This is a genomic window from Rickettsiales bacterium (assembly GCA_025210695.1).
Lineage (GTDB): Bacteria > Pseudomonadota > Alphaproteobacteria > Rickettsiales > CANDYO01 > CANDYO01.
Genome location: JAOARE010000046.1, coordinates 13,376 through 34,053 on the forward strand (window position 1 = coordinate 13,376; position 20,678 = coordinate 34,053).

The 20,678-nt window shown below is 32.8% G+C and carries 19 protein-coding genes and 1 tRNA gene; 10 read left to right on the forward strand and 10 right to left on the reverse strand.

The window, feature by feature from the left end:
* Nucleotide 1: 1 nt before the first annotated feature.
* Both ftsW and murG read left to right on the forward strand, forming a co-directional pair.
* Complete coding sequence (gene ftsW / locus N4A31_07415; GenBank protein MCT4636043.1) at nucleotides 2–1,150, forward strand: putative lipid II flippase FtsW; 1,149 nt, start codon at nucleotides 2–4, stop codon at nucleotides 1,148–1,150.
* Nucleotides 1,137–2,210: an undecaprenyldiphospho-muramoylpentapeptide beta-N-acetylglucosaminyltransferase gene (gene murG / locus N4A31_07420; protein MCT4636044.1), complete on the forward strand. Its 1,074-nt coding sequence runs from the start codon at nucleotides 1,137–1,139 to the stop codon at nucleotides 2,208–2,210. Before ftsW ends, murG begins: the two co-directional genes overlap by 14 nt.
* 113 nt (nucleotides 2,211–2,323) lie before the next feature.
* Here murG and N4A31_07425 read toward each other — a convergent pair whose 3' ends face one another.
* The 4 genes from N4A31_07425 to N4A31_07440 form a co-directional block, all read right to left on the reverse strand.
* Complete coding sequence (locus tag N4A31_07425) at nucleotides 2,324–3,631, reverse strand: porin (protein MCT4636045.1); 1,308 nt, start codon at nucleotides 3,629–3,631, stop codon at nucleotides 2,324–2,326.
* Nucleotides 3,632–3,908: 277 nt separating this feature from the next.
* Nucleotides 3,909–3,983: transfer RNA gene (locus N4A31_07430), tRNA-Glu, on the reverse strand.
* A gap of 127 nt (nucleotides 3,984–4,110) precedes the next feature.
* Nucleotides 4,111–4,500, reverse strand: coding sequence for a holo-ACP synthase (gene acpS / locus N4A31_07435; GenBank protein MCT4636046.1), 390 nt, complete (start codon nucleotides 4,498–4,500; stop codon nucleotides 4,111–4,113).
* A gap of 3 nt (nucleotides 4,501–4,503) precedes the next feature.
* The gene (locus N4A31_07440) at nucleotides 4,504–5,148 is read right to left on the reverse strand and encodes a superoxide dismutase (GenBank protein ID MCT4636047.1); all 645 of its coding nucleotides are present in this window, start codon (nucleotides 5,146–5,148) and stop codon (nucleotides 4,504–4,506) included.
* A gap of 435 nt (nucleotides 5,149–5,583) precedes the next feature.
* Between N4A31_07440 and N4A31_07445 the strand changes: the two genes are divergently transcribed.
* Nucleotides 5,584–6,183, forward strand: coding sequence for a hypothetical protein (locus N4A31_07445; GenBank protein MCT4636048.1), 600 nt, complete (start codon nucleotides 5,584–5,586; stop codon nucleotides 6,181–6,183).
* Between the two features lie 24 nt (nucleotides 6,184–6,207).
* On the opposite strand, the gene N4A31_07450 is transcribed toward N4A31_07445, so the two are convergent.
* Together N4A31_07450 and N4A31_07455 are read right to left on the reverse strand one after the other, a co-directional pair.
* Complete coding sequence (locus N4A31_07450) at nucleotides 6,208–6,708, reverse strand: AAA family ATPase (GenBank protein MCT4636049.1); 501 nt, start codon at nucleotides 6,706–6,708, stop codon at nucleotides 6,208–6,210.
* Nucleotides 6,709–6,817: 109 nt separating this feature from the next.
* A complete protein-coding gene (locus N4A31_07455) occupies nucleotides 6,818–8,437 on the reverse strand; it encodes a hypothetical protein (protein MCT4636050.1) in 1,620 nt (539 codons plus the stop codon).
* A 182-nt stretch (nucleotides 8,438–8,619) separates the two neighbouring features.
* On the opposite strand from N4A31_07455, the gene acnA reads away from it, so the two are divergent.
* Nucleotides 8,620–11,289 carry an aconitate hydratase AcnA gene (gene acnA / locus N4A31_07460; GenBank protein MCT4636051.1) on the forward strand — a complete coding sequence of 890 codons (2,670 nt, stop codon included), beginning with the start codon at nucleotides 8,620–8,622 and terminating at the stop codon, nucleotides 11,287–11,289.
* Between the two features lie 95 nt (nucleotides 11,290–11,384).
* On the opposite strand, the gene tsf is transcribed toward acnA, so the two are convergent.
* The gene (tsf, locus tag N4A31_07465; protein MCT4636052.1) at nucleotides 11,385–12,314 is read right to left on the reverse strand and encodes a translation elongation factor Ts; all 930 of its coding nucleotides are present in this window, start codon (nucleotides 12,312–12,314) and stop codon (nucleotides 11,385–11,387) included.
* On the reverse strand, nucleotides 12,311–13,225 hold the full coding sequence (gene rpsB, locus N4A31_07470; protein MCT4636053.1) for a 30S ribosomal protein S2: 915 nt from the start codon (nucleotides 13,223–13,225) through the stop codon (nucleotides 12,311–12,313). Before rpsB ends, tsf begins: the two co-directional genes overlap by 4 nt.
* A 236-nt stretch (nucleotides 13,226–13,461) precedes the next feature.
* Between rpsB and N4A31_07475 the strand changes: the two genes are divergently transcribed.
* Nucleotides 13,462–13,821 (forward strand): dihydroneopterin aldolase, encoded by a 360-nt coding sequence (locus N4A31_07475; protein MCT4636054.1) that lies wholly within the window; start codon nucleotides 13,462–13,464, stop codon nucleotides 13,819–13,821.
* Nucleotides 13,822–13,872: 51 nt separating this feature from the next.
* Here the strand turns inward: N4A31_07475 and N4A31_07480 are convergent, their stop codons facing one another.
* The gene (locus tag N4A31_07480) at nucleotides 13,873–14,076 is read right to left on the reverse strand and encodes a hypothetical protein (GenBank protein MCT4636055.1); all 204 of its coding nucleotides are present in this window, start codon (nucleotides 14,074–14,076) and stop codon (nucleotides 13,873–13,875) included.
* Between the two features lie 58 nt (nucleotides 14,077–14,134).
* Nucleotides 14,135–14,854 carry a TIGR02281 family clan AA aspartic protease gene (locus N4A31_07485; GenBank protein ID MCT4636056.1) on the reverse strand — a complete coding sequence of 240 codons (720 nt, stop codon included), beginning with the start codon at nucleotides 14,852–14,854 and terminating at the stop codon, nucleotides 14,135–14,137.
* 119 nt (nucleotides 14,855–14,973) lie between these two features.
* Between N4A31_07485 and miaB the strand changes: the two genes are divergently transcribed.
* The 5 genes from miaB (at nucleotide 14,974) to N4A31_07510 (ending at nucleotide 20,646) form a co-directional block, all read left to right on the forward strand.
* A complete protein-coding gene (gene miaB / locus N4A31_07490; protein MCT4636057.1) occupies nucleotides 14,974–16,302 on the forward strand; it encodes a tRNA (N6-isopentenyl adenosine(37)-C2)-methylthiotransferase MiaB in 1,329 nt (442 codons plus the stop codon).
* A 56-nt stretch (nucleotides 16,303–16,358) separates the two neighbouring features.
* Complete coding sequence (gene lpxK, locus N4A31_07495) at nucleotides 16,359–17,282, forward strand: tetraacyldisaccharide 4'-kinase (GenBank protein MCT4636058.1); 924 nt, start codon at nucleotides 16,359–16,361, stop codon at nucleotides 17,280–17,282.
* Nucleotides 17,279–18,133 (forward strand): lipid A biosynthesis lauroyl acyltransferase, encoded by an 855-nt coding sequence (locus tag N4A31_07500; GenBank protein ID MCT4636059.1) that lies wholly within the window; start codon nucleotides 17,279–17,281, stop codon nucleotides 18,131–18,133. The genes lpxK and N4A31_07500 overlap by 4 nt, the downstream gene beginning before the upstream one ends.
* Nucleotides 18,134–18,209: 76 nt before the next feature.
* A complete protein-coding gene (locus N4A31_07505; GenBank protein MCT4636060.1) occupies nucleotides 18,210–19,358 on the forward strand; it encodes a hypothetical protein in 1,149 nt (382 codons plus the stop codon).
* Between the two features lie 121 nt (nucleotides 19,359–19,479).
* The gene (locus N4A31_07510; protein MCT4636061.1) at nucleotides 19,480–20,646 is read left to right on the forward strand and encodes a hypothetical protein; all 1,167 of its coding nucleotides are present in this window, start codon (nucleotides 19,480–19,482) and stop codon (nucleotides 20,644–20,646) included.
* The last annotated feature ends 32 nt before the right edge of the window (nucleotides 20,647–20,678 follow it).

Sequence of the window (20,678 nt, forward strand, 5' to 3'; positions counted from 1 at the left end):
AATGCATAAGAGCAAACGCGGTAGTATTATTGGATCTTGGATGGCAACAATTGATAAATATATGCTATCTGCAATTGCCATAACTATTATTTTTAGCGTGATAATGGTTACAACAGCAAGTCCAGCTGTGGCTGAAAGAATAGGCCTACCAACTTTCTACTTTATTCAGAGACAATTAGTATTCCTATTCTTAGGATCCATGATAATGCTAGGTATTTCTTTTTTTTCTCTAAAAGCCATCCATAAATTTGCTATAATCGGCTTTATATTCTTTATAATATTAATGATTCTGGTTTTATTTATGGGAGAAGAAATAAAAGGAGCGCAGCGCTGGATATCGCTAGGATTGATATCAATACAACCATCTGAATTTATCAAGCCTTTTTTTACAATATTAACTGCCTCAATACTAATGCAAAGATATATTGATACAAAATTTCCTGCATTTCGTTTATCTTTTATATTATATAGCATAGTAATAGGGTTGGTTATTTTACAACCAGATTTGGGGATGGCCATCACCATTTCAGCTGTTTGGTCTGGACAAATGTTTCTAGCTGGACTTTCAATGACATGGATAATTTTATTAACCATAGGAGGAATTATTGGATTACTAGCCGCTTATACTTTCTTACCACATGTCACTGTACGAATGAACAGCTTTTTAGACCCAAATACAAGCGAGAACTATCAAGTAAAGAAATCTATAGAAGCTTTTACTAATGGTGGAATTTTTGGTACTGGTCCAGGAGAAGGAACGGTAAAACAACACTTACCTGATTCCCATACTGATTTTATTTTTGCAGTAGTAGGAGAAGAATTAGGAATGATTATTTGCCTTGTAATTATTTTTCTTTTTAGCTTTATAGTAATTCGTGGCTTAATCAGGGTTAGTAAAGTTGGTGATTTATTCTCAATGCTAGCAGTATCGGGATTATTAATGCAGTTAGGATTCCAAGCCATTATTAATATTGGTGTAACTTTACATTTACTCCCTACAAAAGGAATGACTCTACCATTAATGAGCTATGGTGGCTCATCTATTTTGTCAATATCTTTAACTATAGGAGCTATTCTTGCTCTAACTAGAAAACGATATGGCATTAGAAGTAACGCACATTTTATTGATATAAATTATGAAGAAAAATAAAATTTTACTCAGTACTGGAGGCACTGGAGGACATATTTTTCCAGCTTTAGCTTTAAAAAGTGAACTTGAGAACAACAACTACAAAACAATATTAACAGCAGATGCTAAATTTGCTAAGTTTCATCCATTTGATAAAAATCATATTTTAATTTCTTCAGCTAACTTCTCTAATAGGTCTCCAATAAGAATTCTTAGCTCTTTATTCACTCTAACAAAAGGCTTTATAAAGTCTATATGGACAATTTATTATCAAAATCCAGATATAGTAATTGGTTTTGGAGGCTATGCAAGCTATCCAATAATGTTAGTAGCAACAATATTTAGAAAGAAAATTATTTTACATGAAGCTAATACAGTTATTGGCAAAGTAAATAGATTACTATTACCTAAAGCAGATTACCTTACAACTGGATTTCAAACAATTCAAAAAATTGATCAAAAATATAAAAATAAAGTTATTTATACTGGAAACCCAATTAGAGAAAATATCCTGCTCAATGCAAATAAAAAAAGAGCTAGCTCTAAGAAGCTAAATATACTTATTATTGGAGGAAGCCAAGGAGCTAAAGTTTTTAGCAAAATAATACCTAACGTAATTATAAACCTACCAAAAAGTATTAAAAACAAGCTATACATCCATCAACAGGTTAAAGAAGAAGATATTATTTCAATAAAGGAACAATATTCTAAAGAAGGGATTTCCTACGAAATAAAAAGTTTTTTTGATAATATGGATAAAAAATTTTATCAAGCGGATTTAGTAATTGCTAGAGCTGGAGCATCAACCATTTCTGAATTGATAGCTTTTAAAATTCCAGCAATCTTCATTCCATATCCTAGTGCTGCAGATAATCATCAATATTACAATGCAAAAGAAATAGAAGATATGAAAGCTGGATGGGTAGTAAAAGAAGATGCTGAAAGCTCTATGAAAATTTTAAAGATAATAAAATATATAGATAAAAATCCATCTATTCTAACAGACTATTCTTTAGCTCTTAAATCGATAAATCAAAATGCTAGTCTTAATATAAGAAATTTAATTCGCTCAATGCTTTAAATTCATAAAATAAACTTTCTTGCATTTTTCTCTTTAACTTACAAAAAAATGCCCCTTAAGAATAAATTTAAGGGGCATTTTTATTTTACTAATTCTAATTTTATACTATAAGATTAGAATTTAACTCTTGTACCAAGAATGAATACAGTTGCTCTAGCTTTTGTATCACCATTTGCAAGAACCTTATTTGGTTTCACAGTAACATTTGTTACTTCAGCAAAAGGAGTTAACCCTGGAGCCACAGCATAATCTGCACCTAAAGACACAGCTGATGTTTTAACTAAAGGAGCTGTATCATTATCTCCCTCAGCAGCATCTTTGTTTCCTTTTTTACCGTAAAGATAAGTTAAACTTGTTGACATTGGCCCATTCTTATAACCTAAGCCAGCTGTCATCCAGTAAGAAGTAAAGTCATAACCTTTTGCAGTTAAACTTTTTCCATCTTTAGCATAAGATAAAGCTCCTGAGAAACCTTGATATTCAACTACAGTACCAACTGAATATGTTTTGATATCATTTCTTTCTTTATTTCCACCATAACTCGCTCTCTCAAGACCAATTTTAGTAGGAGTACCGGATGAATTACCTTTGCTTATATCTGTATACTTGTTATAAGTTACTACATCACGAGCACTATCCCCTTTAGCTTTAGCGAAGTCACCAGCTACACTGAACATCACGTTAACATCATCAAAGCTGTTTTTATAGTTTAATGCTACAGAGAATAAGTTCTTAGCTGCTAATGGACGTCCCATATATCTTTGGTTATTGTCTCTAGAAATACCAGAACCACCATTGTTCTCCATATCAGGAGCAAAAGACATACCTAACTGAGCACCAGAAATACGTGGTGATAAATAAGTAATTTTTCTGTTACTTTCTCCATAACCATCTAATCTGTTGGTCATAACGTCAGTATCTAATACAGGCAAGCTACCATAAACTGTATTTTGACGCACGTCTAAGAATTTAGGATAATCACCAGCTACACCGCCTGTTGCTGAAGCAATTGTGCCAGCATCAACAGATAATAATTTACTTGCTGCAAAGTTTGTACCCATTTGTACAGCACCAGCATCTGTGTTCATGTAGATATGTGAACGATCTAAACCTGAATCACTCATACCATTAGACAAACTTGCAACTGTTTGCAAACGAACAACAGCACCATAAGTCATAGTATCATTCTTACCTTCAGCTCTTAGCGCAGCTTTATTTGAAGTTACAAATGCTGATGAATCTTGGTTAGGGCTAAATGTAAATCCTTTCTTGTGATCATTATCACGATTTATATAACCAGCTTCAAATTTACTGTTACCACCAACGGAAACTTGCATGTCTCCATTGCCAGACATATCAGCAGCTGAAGCTAGGCTAGCGAATCCTACTAATGCCGTTGTGCATAATAAAATCTTTTTCATAATTTTCTACCTTTTCTAATTAATTACCGTTATGGTTTATACTTCCTTTAATATTTTAAATGTCATAAAGACATCCTCAGAATTTTTAACTCATAACGCTTTAATGACAGACGTTAAAACTTTCTGATACATCAATATGTACCTTCTATAAACAACCATGGCAACCTACTTAAAGGTTTTTCGATATAATTTGACATGGTTTTATACTAAACTGTTGCACAAATGTGACTGAAATATTTTATGCCTGGAGATTTAATATGAAAAAGCAAAAAAGATATGGTGACTCCTACGGGAATCGAACCCGTGTTCCCACCGTGAAAGGGTGATGTCCTAACCGCTAGACGAAGGAGCCATTATATAAGAGTGATATCTTAACCACCCTCGAAGGGAAGAAAATTATACCATTTATGTAAATAAAGCAAGGTATAATTTTAATTTTCTAAAATTATTTTTTAAGTCTTAGCTTTATGACTTAAAAACTAAGACTCAATCACTACAAAAGATTGCGCATATTCTATCTCGTTAGACATACTTAAATGAACCTTAACATCACTACCATAATTATTTTTAAGGAATTCTGTTGTTTTAGAACTAAATTCAAAATATGGCCTACCTCTTAAAGTTTTCAACACTTCTATATCTTTAAAAGATATATCTTTTCCAATTCCAGTTCCAAGAGCTTTAGAAAAAGCCTCTTTAGCAGCAAAACGATTTGCAATATACCCAGAAACCTTATTTGTATTAATACCAGAAAAAATATTTATTTCTCTGTCCGATAAAATTCTTTGCAAAAAAGCCCTTTCATCCTTTTCAAGAAGCTTTTTTATTCTATTTATAGAAACAATATCATTTCCTATTCCAACAATCATAAGTTATTTATACTTACCTGCTAACATTTCGTTTACAAATTCCCAGTTGATCAAATGATTTAAAAAATTATCTACATAATTGGGTCTTAAGTTTTGAAAATCTAAGTAATATGCATGTTCCCATACATCTATTGTAAATAGTGCTGTTTTATTATGAACCATTGGTAAATCCGCATTACCTGTTTTCATAACTGATAATTTATTATTTTCATCTATTACCAACCATGCCCAGCCACTACCGAACTGCGTTGTTGCCGCATTTTTAAACTCAGCAACAAAACCTTCATAACTACCAAAATCTTGATCTATCTTTTTGGCTATTTCACCGTGAGGTTTTCCTCCTCCCTCTACTTTCATTGAATGCCAAAAGAAACTATGATTCCAAACCTGAGCTGCATTATTAAAAATAGCTACTTTAGTTGAATTGTTATAACTCATCATAATAATTTCTTCCAAAGAACCACCCTTTAAATCAGTGTCTTCAATAAGCTTATTTAAATTCACCACATAAGCATTATGGTGCTTCTTATGATGATAACTAAATGTCTTAGCACTCATATACGGCTCTAATGCATTATCAGCATAAGGTAAGTCTGGCAAAGTAAAGGGAAAAGATTTTTGGTTCGCTAAAGAACAAATATTATTCATATAAAACTCCATCAATAAATTATTTATTTAGGTTTCAAATTAACACCTAAGAAACTAACATATCAAATGATTCAAGTAAAGTTATAGATATATCTAACCGCAACGCTACTAAACTAAGAGTAGTATTCACAATATAATAAATATTATATACATAGCAAAAAAAAGAATTTTTCTTGCCACAGATTTTTATAAAAACTTGACATAATGTTAAAATACCTTAATATATTAAGGCGTCATGCGTAAAAATTAAAACACTAGTAACTCCCTTAGGGTGCGCTGTTAATTTTAAAAGTCAACCTTATTATTTTTGTAATATTAATTAAAACAATTTATTTTCCAATATAGTTATGTTATATTGGCGAGGTTAATTAGTATTGGTAATAGAAAGAATTTTCTTAAGTATTTATTTAATATTTTATATTATGGAGATATTTTATGTCAGCGAATAAGATACAGAAAGAAACCAACTCATTAAATAAAAACTCTTTTGAAGAAATAGAAAAATTAGAAAACATAATTGATGAGTCTCTAATCAAAATTCAAATTCTTCAATCCGAACTCAGAGATCTAGAAAAAGACCTAAATCATTTCCTTGATTATTACTATGGCTCTGGAGCAGTATTTTTTAAAAAGAGCAATACAAGCCAGCAAGCTGACAATGACAACAACAAAACAGAAATACTAAACCTAGATCAAGTAAAAAAAGACATTTACAATAAAATAGCTAAACTATGCTCTAAAGATAACCTACAATTTATCAATGACCAAGCTCATGATGATTTACTTAAAATAGAGGGTTATTTAAGCGACGGCACCAATCAGTCTCAATCTCCTCAAGATTTATTATCAGATCTTACCTTCGAGTATTACAAATTAATCCAACAGATGCGCGAATTAAAAAGCAAAAAACAAAATCTTCTAGAAAGCCCAGCTTACGAGCTTAAACAAGAAGTAATGTGGGCAAACATTAAAACATCTGAAACAATTTCTAAAATCAAAGACGACATCACTCATCAAGTCAATAGACCAAACTAACTAACACTGAATACTATGAAATAATTAATAAGAATAAGGTTTTAGAATATTTTTTAATTGATTTATTATATGATCTTCACCAGATTTATCGTTATTAATAGTTATAGCATCTTCCATTGGCTGAAAAAATTTTCTCATTGAAGAAGCATATCCAGGCATAATCCAATCCCCTCTTTTCACAAGCCTTTGGTAAATAACCTCATCGCTTGCTTCCACGTGAACAAACATCAAACCTTGTGATACAAAATGCTTCTGTATTGTTTTACGGTTTTTCTCTCTATATAACGCCTGACTAATAACAATATTATCATATTTTGAGCTAAGTCTTTCAATATTCGCTATAATATTCGAAGTAAAGTCTTCTAGCATTCCCAAAGTAAAAACCTTTTTCTCACTAACATATTGCTTCATATCACTAGAAAGCCATTGATCCGCATCTTCATGGTAAAAATTAAAATACTTATTTATAATTTTACCGACATATGTTTTACCTGATGCAGCTAACCCAAAAACAACTATAATCACGCTACTCTATTCCTCTGTTACCTAGAAGTGCTTGATATCTAATACAGGTAATTTTTTAATCACGCAAGAAAAAAAATAAACAACAAAAATATCTTAATCAAATCAGCGATTAAAACCTGAATGTTTTACTTCCCATAATTCCTAAAATAGCCTTAGGTTCATAATCTATCCCGTCTATAGTATAAAAGTTCTGAAGCGGCTGAGCTATTTCTACATTTATCTGAGCCCCATGGGTTAAGAAAAACCTAACACCACCACCATAAGAGGAAAGATGAGAAATATTGGTATTACTCGCTTGCTTTCCCACATAACCCATATCACGAAACACATATGGCTGAATTAGCCTAAACAAGGGATCTTCAGATATTTCTTTGTTATACCTAACCTCAAACGAAGCAGCTATTATTTTATTTCCAATCAGAGTCCCAGATTCATAACCTCGACCATATTGCCTACCGCCTAAAGAAAACACTTCTGCATCCGGCAAATCATCATCAGATCTACCGGCCATTGAGTTAAACATAACACTAAAGTTATTAGGCAAAATTTGCTCCCTGCTAACATTTAATGACATAATACTATAATGCCCATCAGGAACATCTTGCGGATTAGTATAATTCTGAAATTTTCCACCCATTCCTTTAGCAAATTGAAAACCAATAGTATTATATCCACCACCTTTATCTGAACCTCTATAATTTAAACCAGCTTCACTAAACCAATACTCATCTATTGTATCTTTCCTTGAAAAAACATTTATTCTGCCGAAAAAATTTTCCCTACTACGGCTTCTTATCCCCCTAGTGGTTCGACTTGATATATTAACATCAGCTGTATAATCTTTAGAATAGTTATAAGTTGTGCCAATAACTCCTTCCAGAGTATGGTTAGCGCTCAGATATAACGGATGAGTAGATGAGATCCCATAAGACTGACTTACTCCATCCTTAGTACTAATAATATTATTATATGTTGAATTATCCCTTGAATAAGAACCATTCATCTCAAAGCTAGTGCCATAACTATTAATGACCCGATTATAGCTAGTACCAACCACATATAACCTATCGGGATGATTTGTAGTTACACCATATGCCGACCAAGAATCATTACCACTACCAAATGGAGAAAATGTTTGTCCAGATACAACATTTTGCATTTCGCCATAGTCATTATCTCCATAACTATCTGAACTAGCATATATTAGTGCTTTAGTTTTATTTATATAAAGAAGAGCATCTATAGCATCCTCCTCTTTTGAATTTACAAACTTATACTGCACATAATATCCAGGAATACGATTTATAAGCGCTATGTATTTTTCAAAAGTGCTTATTTTAGACTCTTTTTCATCTAGTATTTTATTAATATATTCATTTATTAGAGCATTATCTTTCTCACCCTTCTCAATTGTAACATTAGCAATGTGAGTGAATTTAACATAAACAGACACAAAACCTTCATTCAACCCCTCTGTAAAAATAGTAATCTGCGGATATAAATAATCACGATCTGTAAAATACTTATATATCTTGTTACCTAAATCTTTTGGAGAAATAGTCTGACCGACATACTGAGAATAAAAAGATTCAAGATCTTCTTTCTCCTCACCTTTAACATTAATCTTTATTTTCTTTACAGTAATCAAGTCACCATAATCAACTGCATACACTGCCCCTGAAAATAAAAAAACAACTAGAAACACACATCTAACAATTATCTTACTCATTATTATCCTACAAGAATCCTTTTATAAAATAACTTAATAAGTACATACTACACAAATGATTAGCCTTGCTGCAACCTTTAATTTGAACTGGGTACATATTAACAATTATGATTTTGACTAATGTGACAATTATATATATTATTATATTAATAAAATTATTTTATTAAATCTAAGGAGTCTTTATGTTATTTGGCCAAGATAATCTAGGTGTTAAGAAATCTTTATCCGTTGATAAAAAAGAATACCAATACTTTAGTATCAATGAAGCCGAAAAAAAGTTAAAAACAAACTTAAATAGAATGCCTTTTTCCTTAAAAGTTATTTTAGAAAATCTTCTTAGATTTGAAGATGGGAGAATAGTCACCACTAATGATATAAAAGCTTGTGTAAATTGGCTAAAGAATCAAAAAACAAATCATGAAATAGCATATACTCCTGCTAGAGTTCTAATGCAAGATTTTACTGGGGTTCCAGCTGTAGTAGATTTAGCTGCTATGCGCGACGCAATAATAAACCTTGGTGGAGATCCTATAAAAATCAACCCCCTATCTCCTGTAGATCTAGTTATAGACCATTCAGTACAAGCAGACAAATCCGGAAGCAGCGCTGCTTTCAAGGAAAATGTAAATATTGAAATGAAACGTAATTTTGAACGCTATGAATTTTTACGTTGGGGGCAAAAGGCCTTCAGTAACTTTCGAGTGGTTCCACCTGGAACAGGTATTTGCCATCAAGTAAATTTAGAGTACTTATCTCAAGTAGTTTGGATCAAAGATAATTATATTTATCCTGACACTTTAGTTGGTACTGATAGCCATACCACTATGGTTAATGGATTAAGCGTCTTAGGTTGGGGAGTTGGAGGTATAGAAGCTGAAGCAGTAATGCTAGGTCAACCTATGTCAATGCTTATCCCCGAAGTAATAGGAGTTAAACTAACGGGAAGAATGAAGGAAGGAACTACAGCAACTGATTTAGTGCTTACGATAACTCAGATGCTAAGGTCAAAAGGAGTAGTTGGTAAATTCGTTGAATTTTATGGCCCAGGGTTAGACCATCTTCCATTAGCTGATAGAGCAACTATTGCTAATATGGCACCTGAATATGGAGCCACTTGTGGATTTTTCCCAGTAGATAAAGAAACTATTCGTTATTTAGAGCTATCCGCTCGCGATCCTCATAGAATAAAACTAGTTGAAGAATACTCTAAAAAGCAAGGATTATGGAGAGACACTAATACAATAGACCCTATATTTAGCGACTCTATAGAATTAGATTTAGGCAGCATCTCACCTAGTATTGCTGGCCCCAGACGCCCTCAAGATAGAGTTTTGCTCTCGGAAGGAGCAGAATCCTTTATAAAAGAATTACCAAATATGACAAAATCTAATAAAAGCTTAGATAGAGAATGTACTGTTACAGGAAAAAATTATAAATTAGCTAACGGTGACGTGGTAATAGCTGCTATCACTAGCTGTACCAACACTTCTAACCCAAGTGTAATGCTAGCAGCAGGATTAGTAGCTAAAAAAGCCTCTGAGCTAGGTTTAAACTCAAAACCATGGGTTAAAACTACTTTAGCTCCAGGATCTAAAGTAGTGACAGAATACTTAGAAACAAGCGGCCTACAAAAATATCTTGATAAAATAGGTTTTAACTTAATTGGCTACGGATGTACCACTTGTATTGGTAATTCTGGCCCTCTACAAAAAGAAATAGAAGATAGCATAACCAAGAATGACTTAGTAGCTGTTTCTGTTTTATCAGGAAATCGTAATTTTGAGGGAAGAATTCATCCACTAGTAAAAGCAAGTTACTTAGCCTCTCCTCCATTAGTAGTGGCATATGCCCTTGCCGGATCAATGCAAATTGATTTAACTAAAGATGTATTAGGAAAAGATAAAGATGGTAAAGATGTTTATCTTAAAGATATTTGGCCAAGCAATCATGAAATTCAAGAAGTAATGGAAATGTCTGTTAAATCTAGAATGTTTGAATCAGAATATGCTAATGTTTTCACGGGCGATGCAGAATGGCAAAAAATTCAAGTAGATAAAGGAGTAAATTTTTCTTGGAAAGAAAAAAGCACTTACGTAACTAATCCTCCATATTTTAACAACATGTCAAAAGATCCTAGTAAGTTATCTGATATAAATGGAGCTAAATTATTAGCTTTGTTTGGCGATAGTATTACTACTGACCATATATCTCCAGCAGGAAATATTGCAAAAAATAGCCCTGCAGGACAATATCTGATAAACAGAGGAGTAGAACCCCAAGACTTCAATTCTTATGGAACCAGACGTGGCCATCATGAAGTGATGATGAGGGGAACTTTTGCAAATATTAGAATTAAAAATTTACTCGCTCCTGACACAGAAGGAGGAGTAACTCGCTATCTTCCTACTAATGAAGTAATGAGTATTTATGATGCTGCAATGAAATATAAAAAAGATAACAGATCTTTAATTATTATGGCAGGCAAAGAATATGGTACTGGATCTTCTAGAGATTGGGCGGCTAAAGGAACTTTATTACTTGGAGTTAAAGCAGTTATCGCTGAAAGTTTCGAAAGAATTCATAGGTCTAATTTGGTTTTAATGGGAGTACTGCCCCTAATGTTTAAAAATGGCATGACCCATAAAGATCTTAAGCTTGATGGATCTGAAGAATTTGATATAAAGGGAATCTGTGGAAATATTACTCCTAAAATGGATGTAACATGCCAAATAAAGCGTAAAGACGGGAGCAGTGACAAAATAACCCTTCAATGCCGTATTGATACCGCTAATGAAATAGATTACATAAATCATGGCGGAATATTACAATATGTAATTAGAGGATTACTCTAAGAAAGTATTTAGTGCTAATCAAAACTTTAAGAAAAACAATAAAAAACCTCTTCCGATTATGTAAAACTATCGAAAGAGGTGTATTAAAAGATTGTTTAGTTAGTCATTGAAGACACTTCAGCAGCAAAATCTGTCTGAGTGCGCTCAATTCCTTCACCAAGCTCATATCTTAAGAATCCTTTCAAAGATACTGGAGCACCAATATCCTTAGCTGCTTCTACAAGTACTTGAGAAATAGGAGTTTTATTATCCATAACAAAAACTTGCTCAAGTAATACTATCTCTTGATAATATTTCTTAACTCTTCCTTCAACCATTTTCTCTATTATATTCTCAGGTTTACCTGAGGCCCTAGCTTGCTCAGAGAAAATTTTCTTCTCACGCTCTAAATCTTCAGAATCTACTGATTCTATATTCAAACTTAAAGGACGCGCTGCTGCCACATGCATAGCAATACGTTTTCCTAAGTCTAACAATTTATCTTTATCACCGGTAGATTCTAATGCAACTAACACACCAATTTTTCCTAAACCATCAGAAATAGTATTATGAACATAAGAAGAAATAACACCATTATCTACATCTAGATAGTTAACTCTACGTAAATTCATATTTTCACCAATAACAGCAATATGATCTGTTATAGCTTCAGAAATATTTTGTGAACCTTCAGGATATTTAGCGTTCTTAAGAGACTCAATGTCCTGTCCTTCATCTAGAGCCACTTTAACAATGTTACGAGCCAACGCCTGGAATTTTTCATTTCTTGCAACAAAATCAGTTTCTGCGTTTAACTCAACAATAGCTGCCTTTTTTCCTTCTACTTTAAGTGCTACTAATCCTTCAGCCGCTTCTCTGCCAGACTTCTTAGCTGCCGCAGACAAACCCTTCTTGCGCAACCAATCCACCGCTTCTTCAAACACTCCATTACACTCAACTAATGCCTTTTTGCAGTCCATCATGCCTGCACCAGATTTTCCACGTAATTCTTTTACTAAGGATGCTGTAATTTCAACCATTATTATACCTCTTTTTTCTTGGCTGGAGCCTTTTTAGCTGCAGCCTTCTTTTCTACTACTTTTTCTTCTGTCTTAGCTGAAGCTTTTCTAGCCGCAGGCTTCTTTTCTACTGTTTTCTCTTCAACTGAAGCCTCAGCTTTATTAAGCTGAAGAACATCTGATAAATCAGCTGCTTCTCCCATATCAACACCAGAATTGATTAAAGACTCTTGGATGCCATATAAAATAGCATCTGTAACTAAACGGCAGTATAACTTAAGCGATCTAGTTGCATCATCATTACCAGGAATTGGATACGTAATGTTATCAGGATTAGAATTACTATCTAAGATAGCTATCACAGGAATACCAAGTTTTGTGGCTTCTTGAACAGCAAGATCTTCCATATTTGTATCAATAATAAATATTAGATCAGGAACGCCACCCATTTCTCTAATACCACCAAGTGATTTTTCTAGTTTCTCAATTTTGCGAGTTATGTCTAATCTTTCTTTTTTATTAAATTTTAACTTATTTGAAGTTTCCTCTTCGCTATCTGCATCAACAAGAGACTTCTCAAGATCACCAAGCTTTTTTATAGAACGATTAATAGTTGCCCAATTAGTTAATGTGCCACCTAACCAACGATGATTTATATAATACTGACCACATCTTTTTGCTTCTTCAGCAACAATATCTGAAGCCTGCATTTTTGTCCCAACAAATAAAATACGTCCATTATTTTTAGCTACATCATATAGTTTCTCTAGAGCCACGTGTAGTAATGGTAAAGTTTGTTGTAGATCAATAATATGAATCCCATCTTTTATTCCATAAAGATAAGAACTCATTTTTGGGTTCCAGCGCATGGTTTTATGTCCAAAATGAACACCAGCTGCAATTAATTCACTGATAGTGATAGAAGGAAGTTTTCTCATGTAAGTTTTAGTCTCCGATTAAAGTTTAAACATCCATAAACATCCATTAGCTTTGCTAACACTTTAAATATAAGGTTTATGGGCTAGATTTATGCTATAAAATTAGCATAGGGACCTCAAGGTAATGTAAGTTGCGCTTATTGTCAATAGATTTAGATTTAAATCATTTTGTCTGGCTCTAATTTTATGGCATAATTACGATAGATAAAACAACCTTTAACACATAAAGATGTAAAATGATAACAACACTTGAAATACAACAATTAAGATTAAAACTCTATTTTGGAGTGGGAGAAGAAGAACGCAAGTCTCTTCAAGATATAAACCTAAATATCACTATTATTTTTAATAACTTACCAAAATCATGTAAAAGTGATGATATAAATGATGCACTTTGTTATGATGAATTAACAAAAGAAATACAACACTTTTGCTCAAACAATGAATTTCACTTAATTGAAAGTTTAAGTTTTAAATTATATGATCACATAAAGAAGAATTTTTTAAACCCTAAAGATAAGATAAAAATTCAGGTGTGCAAAAATCCTCCTATAGAAAGGATAAAAGGACAATGCTGTTTCACAATAGAAGGGTAAAAGTAATACAGGACCTTCACTCACATAGAAGGTCTTGTAGTATTTGTGACTTTAGCTAGTTACATCTGCCCAAGGTAATGGAGAACCATCAGCATCTAGTGGCATAGAACCATCTTCATATGCTGCAGCCATATATCTTCTACGACCATCAAGAACCAACACTGGCTCAACTTTCTTGTCATTAAAAAACACATCTGCCGCCTTCATACGAGAGGTCGGGTTATTTTTACTTGCTGTTTTAGCGGCTTTACTCATAGCTACACCTATATATTAATTAGTTTAAAAGTATTTTTGTACATGATAACGTTATTTTTCAATTAGTCAAGGTAAGTTTACTTTCTTGAATCTTGAATTCTTTAAGTTCACCTAGAAAACTCATACCAAGCAGAGAAGTATCTAATGCTCCCTCTTGAGAAACACTAGCTGACACATCATAAACAATAATTGGCCCCACTTGAATTTTATCTAACTTAATTCTTGCTCCCCAACTTACTCCATTGGCAGTGCTTGAGGGAGAATTATATTCTAAGTTATCTACATCAATACCAAGCAACCTAGCATCTCTATTGGTAAGCGAAACCACACTGGCTCCTGTATCAAAAAGAAACTTCACTTTTCTAGAATCATTAACCATAGCAGATATATTAAAATGGCCATTTATTCCTGCGTAAAATGTTACAGAACCATCACTATTTTCCTGGGCATATCCCGGAATAATATTAGCAGCTAAACGATTAGAAAATTGTTCTAATTCTAATTTATAACTATAACCAGTTATAATAACCAAGCTAATTAAAACCCAGCCTAAAAATTGATTTACAAGAGATGAAATTCTTATATTGCTAACCGATATTCTTGAGATAATCAAAGTTAATATTGCCACAGAAGATATCAAAGAAACCTTGTTCTGATCATCAGATAAAGCATTAGGAAAGTTCTTATTCAACAACAACAATAAAGCTCCAAAACAAAGAGCCACTACTATAAATTTTATAATTAACTTCATTAAAATAATACCATTGCATTTATTCATAATAATAAATCCATAAGAAAACAAATTCAATAATATTTGACAAATATTACTATATTCATTATAAGCTTAACTTGATCATCTCTTAAGAATTTAACTATAGACAAAAACCATAATAAAACATGTCAAAGAAACTCTATATTAAAACTTATGGCTGCCAAATGAACGTCTATGATTCTAATAAAATGTTAGATCTATTAGGAGCATTTGGCTATGTCCAAACCAATAAAATTGAAGATGCAGACTTAGTAATAATCAATACTTGTCATATTCGAGAAAAAGCAGCAGAAAGAGTTTATTCTGAATTAGGAAAAATCAAAGAACTAAAAGACGCACGCAAAGCAAAAGGCAAGCAAATGTTATTGGTAGTTGCTGGATGCGTAAGCCAGGCTGAAGGAGATGAAATTTTTGTTCGCGCTCCTTATGTAGATCTAGTTGTTGGACCACAAACCTTTCATAATTTACCTGAATTAATTACAAAAGTTTCACGTGAAAATAATATAGCTTTAGACTTAGACTTCCCAGTGGTCTCAAAGTTTGATTCTCTACCTGAAACAAATTCTATTCAGGGATATACTGCATTTTTAACTATCCAAGAAGGTTGTGATAAGTTCTGTAAATTCTGTTGCGTTCCATATACTCGTGGAGCTGAATATTCACGAAATTTATCTGAGATTTATCGTGAAGCATTACATCTAACCAGCAAAGGCGCATTAGAAATTACCCTGCTTGGACAAAATGTTAGCGCTTATCATGGTTTAGATGATCAAGGCAATGAAATTAATATTGCTGACTTGATTAAGCATTTAGCAAAAATTCCTAATCTAGAACGCATTCGTTATACTACTTCTCATCCTAATGACATGTTTGAAGACTTAATAGAGCTACATAAAACTGAAGCTAAAGTTTCCCCATATTTACACTTACCTGTTCAGTCTGGATCTGATAAGATTCTAAAAAACATGAATCGTAAACATACAGCTGCTCAATATCTAGATATTATTAAAAAATATCGTGAAGCCTCTCCTGATATATTATTCTCATCTGACTTTATAGTTGGTTACCCAGGCGAAACAGACCAAGACTTTGAAGACACATTAGAATTAATTAGAAAAGTAAAATTTGCTCAATCCTATTCATTTAAATATAGCCCTCGTCCTGGAACACCAGCAGCTGTGATGGATCAAATTCCAGATGATGTTATGACTGAAAGATTAGTTAGAATTCAAGCATTATTGTCCCAGCAACAAGATGAAATAAATCAACAAAGCATTGGTAGAGCCTGCTCTGTATTATTTGAAAAAGAAGGCAAATATTTAGGACAAATATTAGGAAAAAATGAATTTGGACAACCAGTTTGTGCACTTGGAACCTCTGATCACATTGGAAAAATACTTCCAGTAAAAATAACTAGATTATCAGGAACCACTTTAGTAGGTGAGTTTATTTAGTAGATTTACTACATAAATTACAATAATATATAAGCAATAAATCATGAGGCTATTTAATGAAACTTATTGCTCCTAAATTCTGGAAAACAAGAAATATATTCAGCCTATTATTATACCCATTATCTATTATATATAACCTTATATCTTCTTATTTCTCTTCTGTTCCGGAAAACAAAAGATATCAACCAAAGGCTAAGGTGATTAGAGTTGGTAACATCACCATGGGCGGCGCTGGAAAAACTCCTGTTGTTTTATCTTTAGCTAAGATTCTTAACAAATACAAAATAGCAATTCTAACTAGAGGATATAAAGGATCTCTCACTGGCCCTGTAATGTTAAATAAACATCATAAAATTGATGAGGTGGGGGACGAGGCATTACTCTTATTTAAAAAAGCACCAACTTGCGTAGCAAAAAACAGGCTTCAAGGCATTAAATATCTTGAAAGCCTTGGCTACGAACTGATTATAACTGATGATGGAATGCAGGATAACCGCTTTAAACCTTATCTCACAATTATGGTAATAGATGGTCATTCTAAATTTGGCAATAAAATGATCTTCCCTGCAGGCCCTTTAAGAGAGTCTATAGAGTCTGGAGTTAAGCAAGCCAATTTTGCAGTAATCATTGGGGAGGGAAAGTTAGATTATCAATTGCCAATATTACAAGCTGATTTAACAAGCAAAACCAACTTCAAAGCACAAAAGTTTATAGCATTTGCAGGGATTGGCAATCCAGACAAGTTCTTCCACTCTGTAGAAAAGTCAGGCGGCAGGATTATAGAGAAGCTTGCTTTTGCTGACCATTATAAATACACTCAAAAAGATATAGAAAATCTTATTGCCAAAGGTCATAAGCTTATCACCACTGAAAAAGATTATGTCCGCATAGATCCTAAATACCATCATAAAATTAAAGTATTACCAGTGGATTTAGTTTGGCGTGATGAAGAACAATTACAAAAATTACTAGCCTTATGAAAAAATTCCGATACTTCATTGAATATTTACTAGTAAAATTATGGTTATTTCTAATAAATTTACTTGGGATAAAAAGCGCTAGGAAACTATCTATCAAAATATTCACTTTTATTGGAGCAAAATTAAAAGCAAGCAATACTGCTGCCAAAAACCTGTCTATGGTTTTTCCCGAATTATCTCCTCAAAAAATAAATCAAATTGTTTTAGGTATATGGAGAAATTTAGCTCTAGTGGCCTCTGAAACTCCTTTTTTAATGAATATGCCACAAAAAGAATTTGATAAACACATCACTATTAAAGGTTTGGAGAATCTAGAAAAAATTCGAGGAAAAAGAGCTCTAATTGCCACTGCACATATAGCTAATTGGGAAATTATAGGAAAAATTTTATATAGTCATAATTTTAAATTATGTGGAGTTTATCGCGCAGCGAATAATAAATTAGTTGATAAAATTATTTATGACATGCGCAATAAAATTGAAGTTACCATGATTCCCAAGGGAAAAAGCGGAGCAAAACAAATTATTGCGGCCCTTCAACAAAACCAACAAGTGGTGATGTTGGTTGATCAGAAAATGAATGATGGTATTAAAGTTCCATTCTTAGGTCATGATGCAATGACAGCTCCTGCCATAGCAACACTTGCTTTAAAATATGATTGCCCCATTATTCCTATCCAAATAATCCGCAAGAAAGACTCAAACTTTGAAGTAATTATTCATTCTGAAATAGAACACAAAAACAAATCTTCTGAAGTTATTATGAAACAAATCAACCACGAAATTGGTAAATGGGTAAAACAAAATCCTGAACAATGGTTCTGGCTGCATAAAAGATGGATTAAAAAATAAACTCCTATTGTTAACTTTTTCTTAAATCTTTATAGAGATAATAAACTTAAGATTATAAAGTAATAGAGAGAAAAAAATGAAATCATCTAAAAAACCAACTCAAGATGAAGTAGCCCAAACACTTTACGACATAGCAACCACAAGAATGGCAATAAATCCTAATACTAAAAAATATGTATACGATACTGGTCAAAAGGGGACTGTCTTTTTTGCAAATCAACTAAATACAAATCTAAAATTAAGAGGAGATAAAAGTAACAACACAGCCCCACCCACAACTCTGGGAGATAATATAGATTCCGAAACCGCAAAATCTTTTCTAAGTGCGGCAACCAAAGCAATAGAAGAAGGGGATAAAAAAACTCAAGATAAAACAAAAAACATAGTCCTTAAGCAAAATATTCTTGATATCACACATTCCGCCCTAAAGGATCCTCAACAGGGACCTGAAATAGTTGCAAAATACGCAGAAAACACCCCTGAATTTGCAGATGAATTTGTTAAAAAAGCCCTTGAAAGTAAGGATCCAAAGGATAAAGAGACTCTCAAATTCTTAGTCAATTACAAAGGAAAGTCAAGCATTTACATGGAAACTTCAAAGTTCGAAAAGAGCCTTAACAAATTAATGAGAACTTCTCTAACAGAAACACAGCTTATAGGAATATTTAATGCAGACCTTGGAGATAAAATTAATAAAAAAGTTATTATAAAAACACTTGCTAAAAAAGCCCAAAATAAATTCAAAGAAATGCTCCAAGATGAAAAATCAGGTTTATTTGAAGCCATAAAAACAAATAAACTTCAAGGTCTAACAGTGGGTGGTAAATCTCTCCTTAAAGCTTCTATAACACAGCCAAAACTTGCTGCTAAAATGATGGGAGCCGGATTCACTTTCTCTAAAGAAGAAATAGAACAAAAAGGCTATAAACCACCCAATGGGAAAGAATTTACCGCAAATGACCATATAAGAATGGCAATTGGAGAAATGTCTGGCAAAAAAATAGATCTAACAAAAAAGAAGTCCCCCTTAGCTTTAGCAAGAGAAACAGGACAAACAGAACTAGCTAATGCTCTAAAAGAACAGGGATATGGACTTAAAAAAACTGAACTTATGATGCGAGAAATGAAAAAAACGTATCAAAAAATGCCTTCATTCTCTATACCCAATTTTTCTATGCCAAATATAATGGGCAAAAACAAAGGATCAAAAGGAAGAGGTAAATAACTAATATTGATTCTAATAAAATTTAGAGCGATCACTAATTGTGATGCAATAATTAATGAATGCTAAAACTCATAAGGACTTTAGCACAAAACCTAGATAAACAAGAATAGTGGGGTAGAAAATGTCAAACGAAGAACAAGAGCAGCAGGAAAAAACGGAATCACCCAATCAAACACCTCAAAAGGTAGCGGAGGCTATTGTCCCAGAAAAACTTCGAACACAAATAAATAATGATCAAAACTCTTCATATGGCTTTAAAGAATTAGGAGAACTTTACTTTGCAACTACCTTATATCCAGAACTTAATATCAAAGAAAACTTCAAAGATTATCTAAACAATAGTATAAAAAACTCCTCACCTGATGCCAAAGCAGAGGCTCTGTCGGGGTTCCTAGGGGCGGCGAGCCAAGCCATAAAAGAAGGGGATAAAGAAACTCAAGATAAAACAAAAAACATAACTAATGAATTATTCAATCCAAGTTCTATAAAGCAGCTCTTACATAATGGAATAGGCCATGTTGAACTTCAAAAGCACACAGAAAATAATCCTGAGTTTATAGATCACCTTCTTGAAGAGGCCCTTAAAGAAGAAATCACTAATGATGAGGTGGATCATTTTCTAGGCTTATTCGATCGGAGAAACGCGATATTTGGTAAAGAAATAGGTGAACAATTTGAGAATAAATTTGAAAGGCTAATTGATAACAATTGCCCTTTAGAGCATCTTGAAAGGATATATGCTCTGGGTCTTAATGATGACATCGATAGAAAAGTTATAACAACACTTGCTGAAAAACACCCAGATAAATTCAAAGATATGTTTAAAGACAAAGATGCTAAGCTATTGCAAGTAATTAAAGCCTGTGATGACGAAATTTATAAACTGGAAAAAGGATTTCAGAAATATATGAAAATGACACCAAAAGATCCTAATGACTCTCTAAAGGATATACAAATCCAGGAGAACAAGATAAAGAAGGAAACAGATGCGCAATATCTAAAGAAGAATCTAAAAATAGGCGAGGACTCCATTCTTAAATCATTTTCAAATGAACCAGAAGTAGCTGCTAAATTGATGAAGCATGGCTACACTTTATCTAAAGAAGAAATAAAAGAAAAAGGCTATAAAGCACCCAATGGAAAAGAATTCACCGCAAACGACCATATAAGAATGGCAATTGGAGAAATGTCTGGTAAAAAAATAGATCTAACAAAAAAGAAGTCCCCCTTAGCTTTAGCAAGAGAAACAGGACAAACAGAACTAGCTAATGCTCTAAAAAAACAGTGATATGGACTTAAAAAAACTGAACTTATGATACG

Coding starts and splice junctions, on each gene's coding strand:
- N4A31_07480 (MCT4636055.1), bottom strand. CDS start 14,076: ATGAGTAAAGCCGCTAAAACAGCAAGTAAAAATAACCCGACCTCTCGT.
- N4A31_07440 (MCT4636047.1), bottom strand. CDS start 5,148: ATGAATAATATTTGTTCTTTAGCGAACCAAAAATCTTTTCCCTTTACT.
- N4A31_07445 (MCT4636048.1), top strand. CDS start 5,584: ATGTCAGCGAATAAGATACAGAAAGAAACCAACTCATTAAATAAAAAC.
- N4A31_07455 (MCT4636050.1), bottom strand. CDS start 8,437: ATGAGTAAGATAATTGTTAGATGTGTGTTTCTAGTTGTTTTTTTATTT.
- N4A31_07505 (MCT4636060.1), top strand. CDS start 18,210: ATGAAATCATCTAAAAAACCAACTCAAGATGAAGTAGCCCAAACACTT.
- N4A31_07510 (MCT4636061.1), top strand. CDS start 19,480: ATGTCAAACGAAGAACAAGAGCAGCAGGAAAAAACGGAATCACCCAAT.
- N4A31_07500 (MCT4636059.1), top strand. CDS start 17,279: ATGAAAAAATTCCGATACTTCATTGAATATTTACTAGTAAAATTATGG.
- acpS (MCT4636046.1), bottom strand. CDS start 4,500: ATGATTGTTGGAATAGGAAATGATATTGTTTCTATAAATAGAATAAAA.
- murG (MCT4636044.1), top strand. CDS start 1,137: ATGAAGAAAAATAAAATTTTACTCAGTACTGGAGGCACTGGAGGACAT.
- acnA (MCT4636051.1), top strand. CDS start 8,620: ATGTTATTTGGCCAAGATAATCTAGGTGTTAAGAAATCTTTATCCGTT.
- N4A31_07425 (MCT4636045.1), bottom strand. CDS start 3,631: ATGAAAAAGATTTTATTATGCACAACGGCATTAGTAGGATTCGCTAGC.
- miaB (MCT4636057.1), top strand. CDS start 14,974: ATGTCAAAGAAACTCTATATTAAAACTTATGGCTGCCAAATGAACGTC.
- rpsB (MCT4636053.1), bottom strand. CDS start 13,225: ATGAGAAAACTTCCTTCTATCACTATCAGTGAATTAATTGCAGCTGGT.
- N4A31_07485 (MCT4636056.1), bottom strand. CDS start 14,854: ATGAATAAATGCAATGGTATTATTTTAATGAAGTTAATTATAAAATTT.
- lpxK (MCT4636058.1), top strand. CDS start 16,359: ATGAAACTTATTGCTCCTAAATTCTGGAAAACAAGAAATATATTCAGC.
- ftsW (MCT4636043.1), top strand. CDS start 2: ATGCATAAGAGCAAACGCGGTAGTATTATTGGATCTTGGATGGCAACA.
- N4A31_07475 (MCT4636054.1), top strand. CDS start 13,462: ATGATAACAACACTTGAAATACAACAATTAAGATTAAAACTCTATTTT.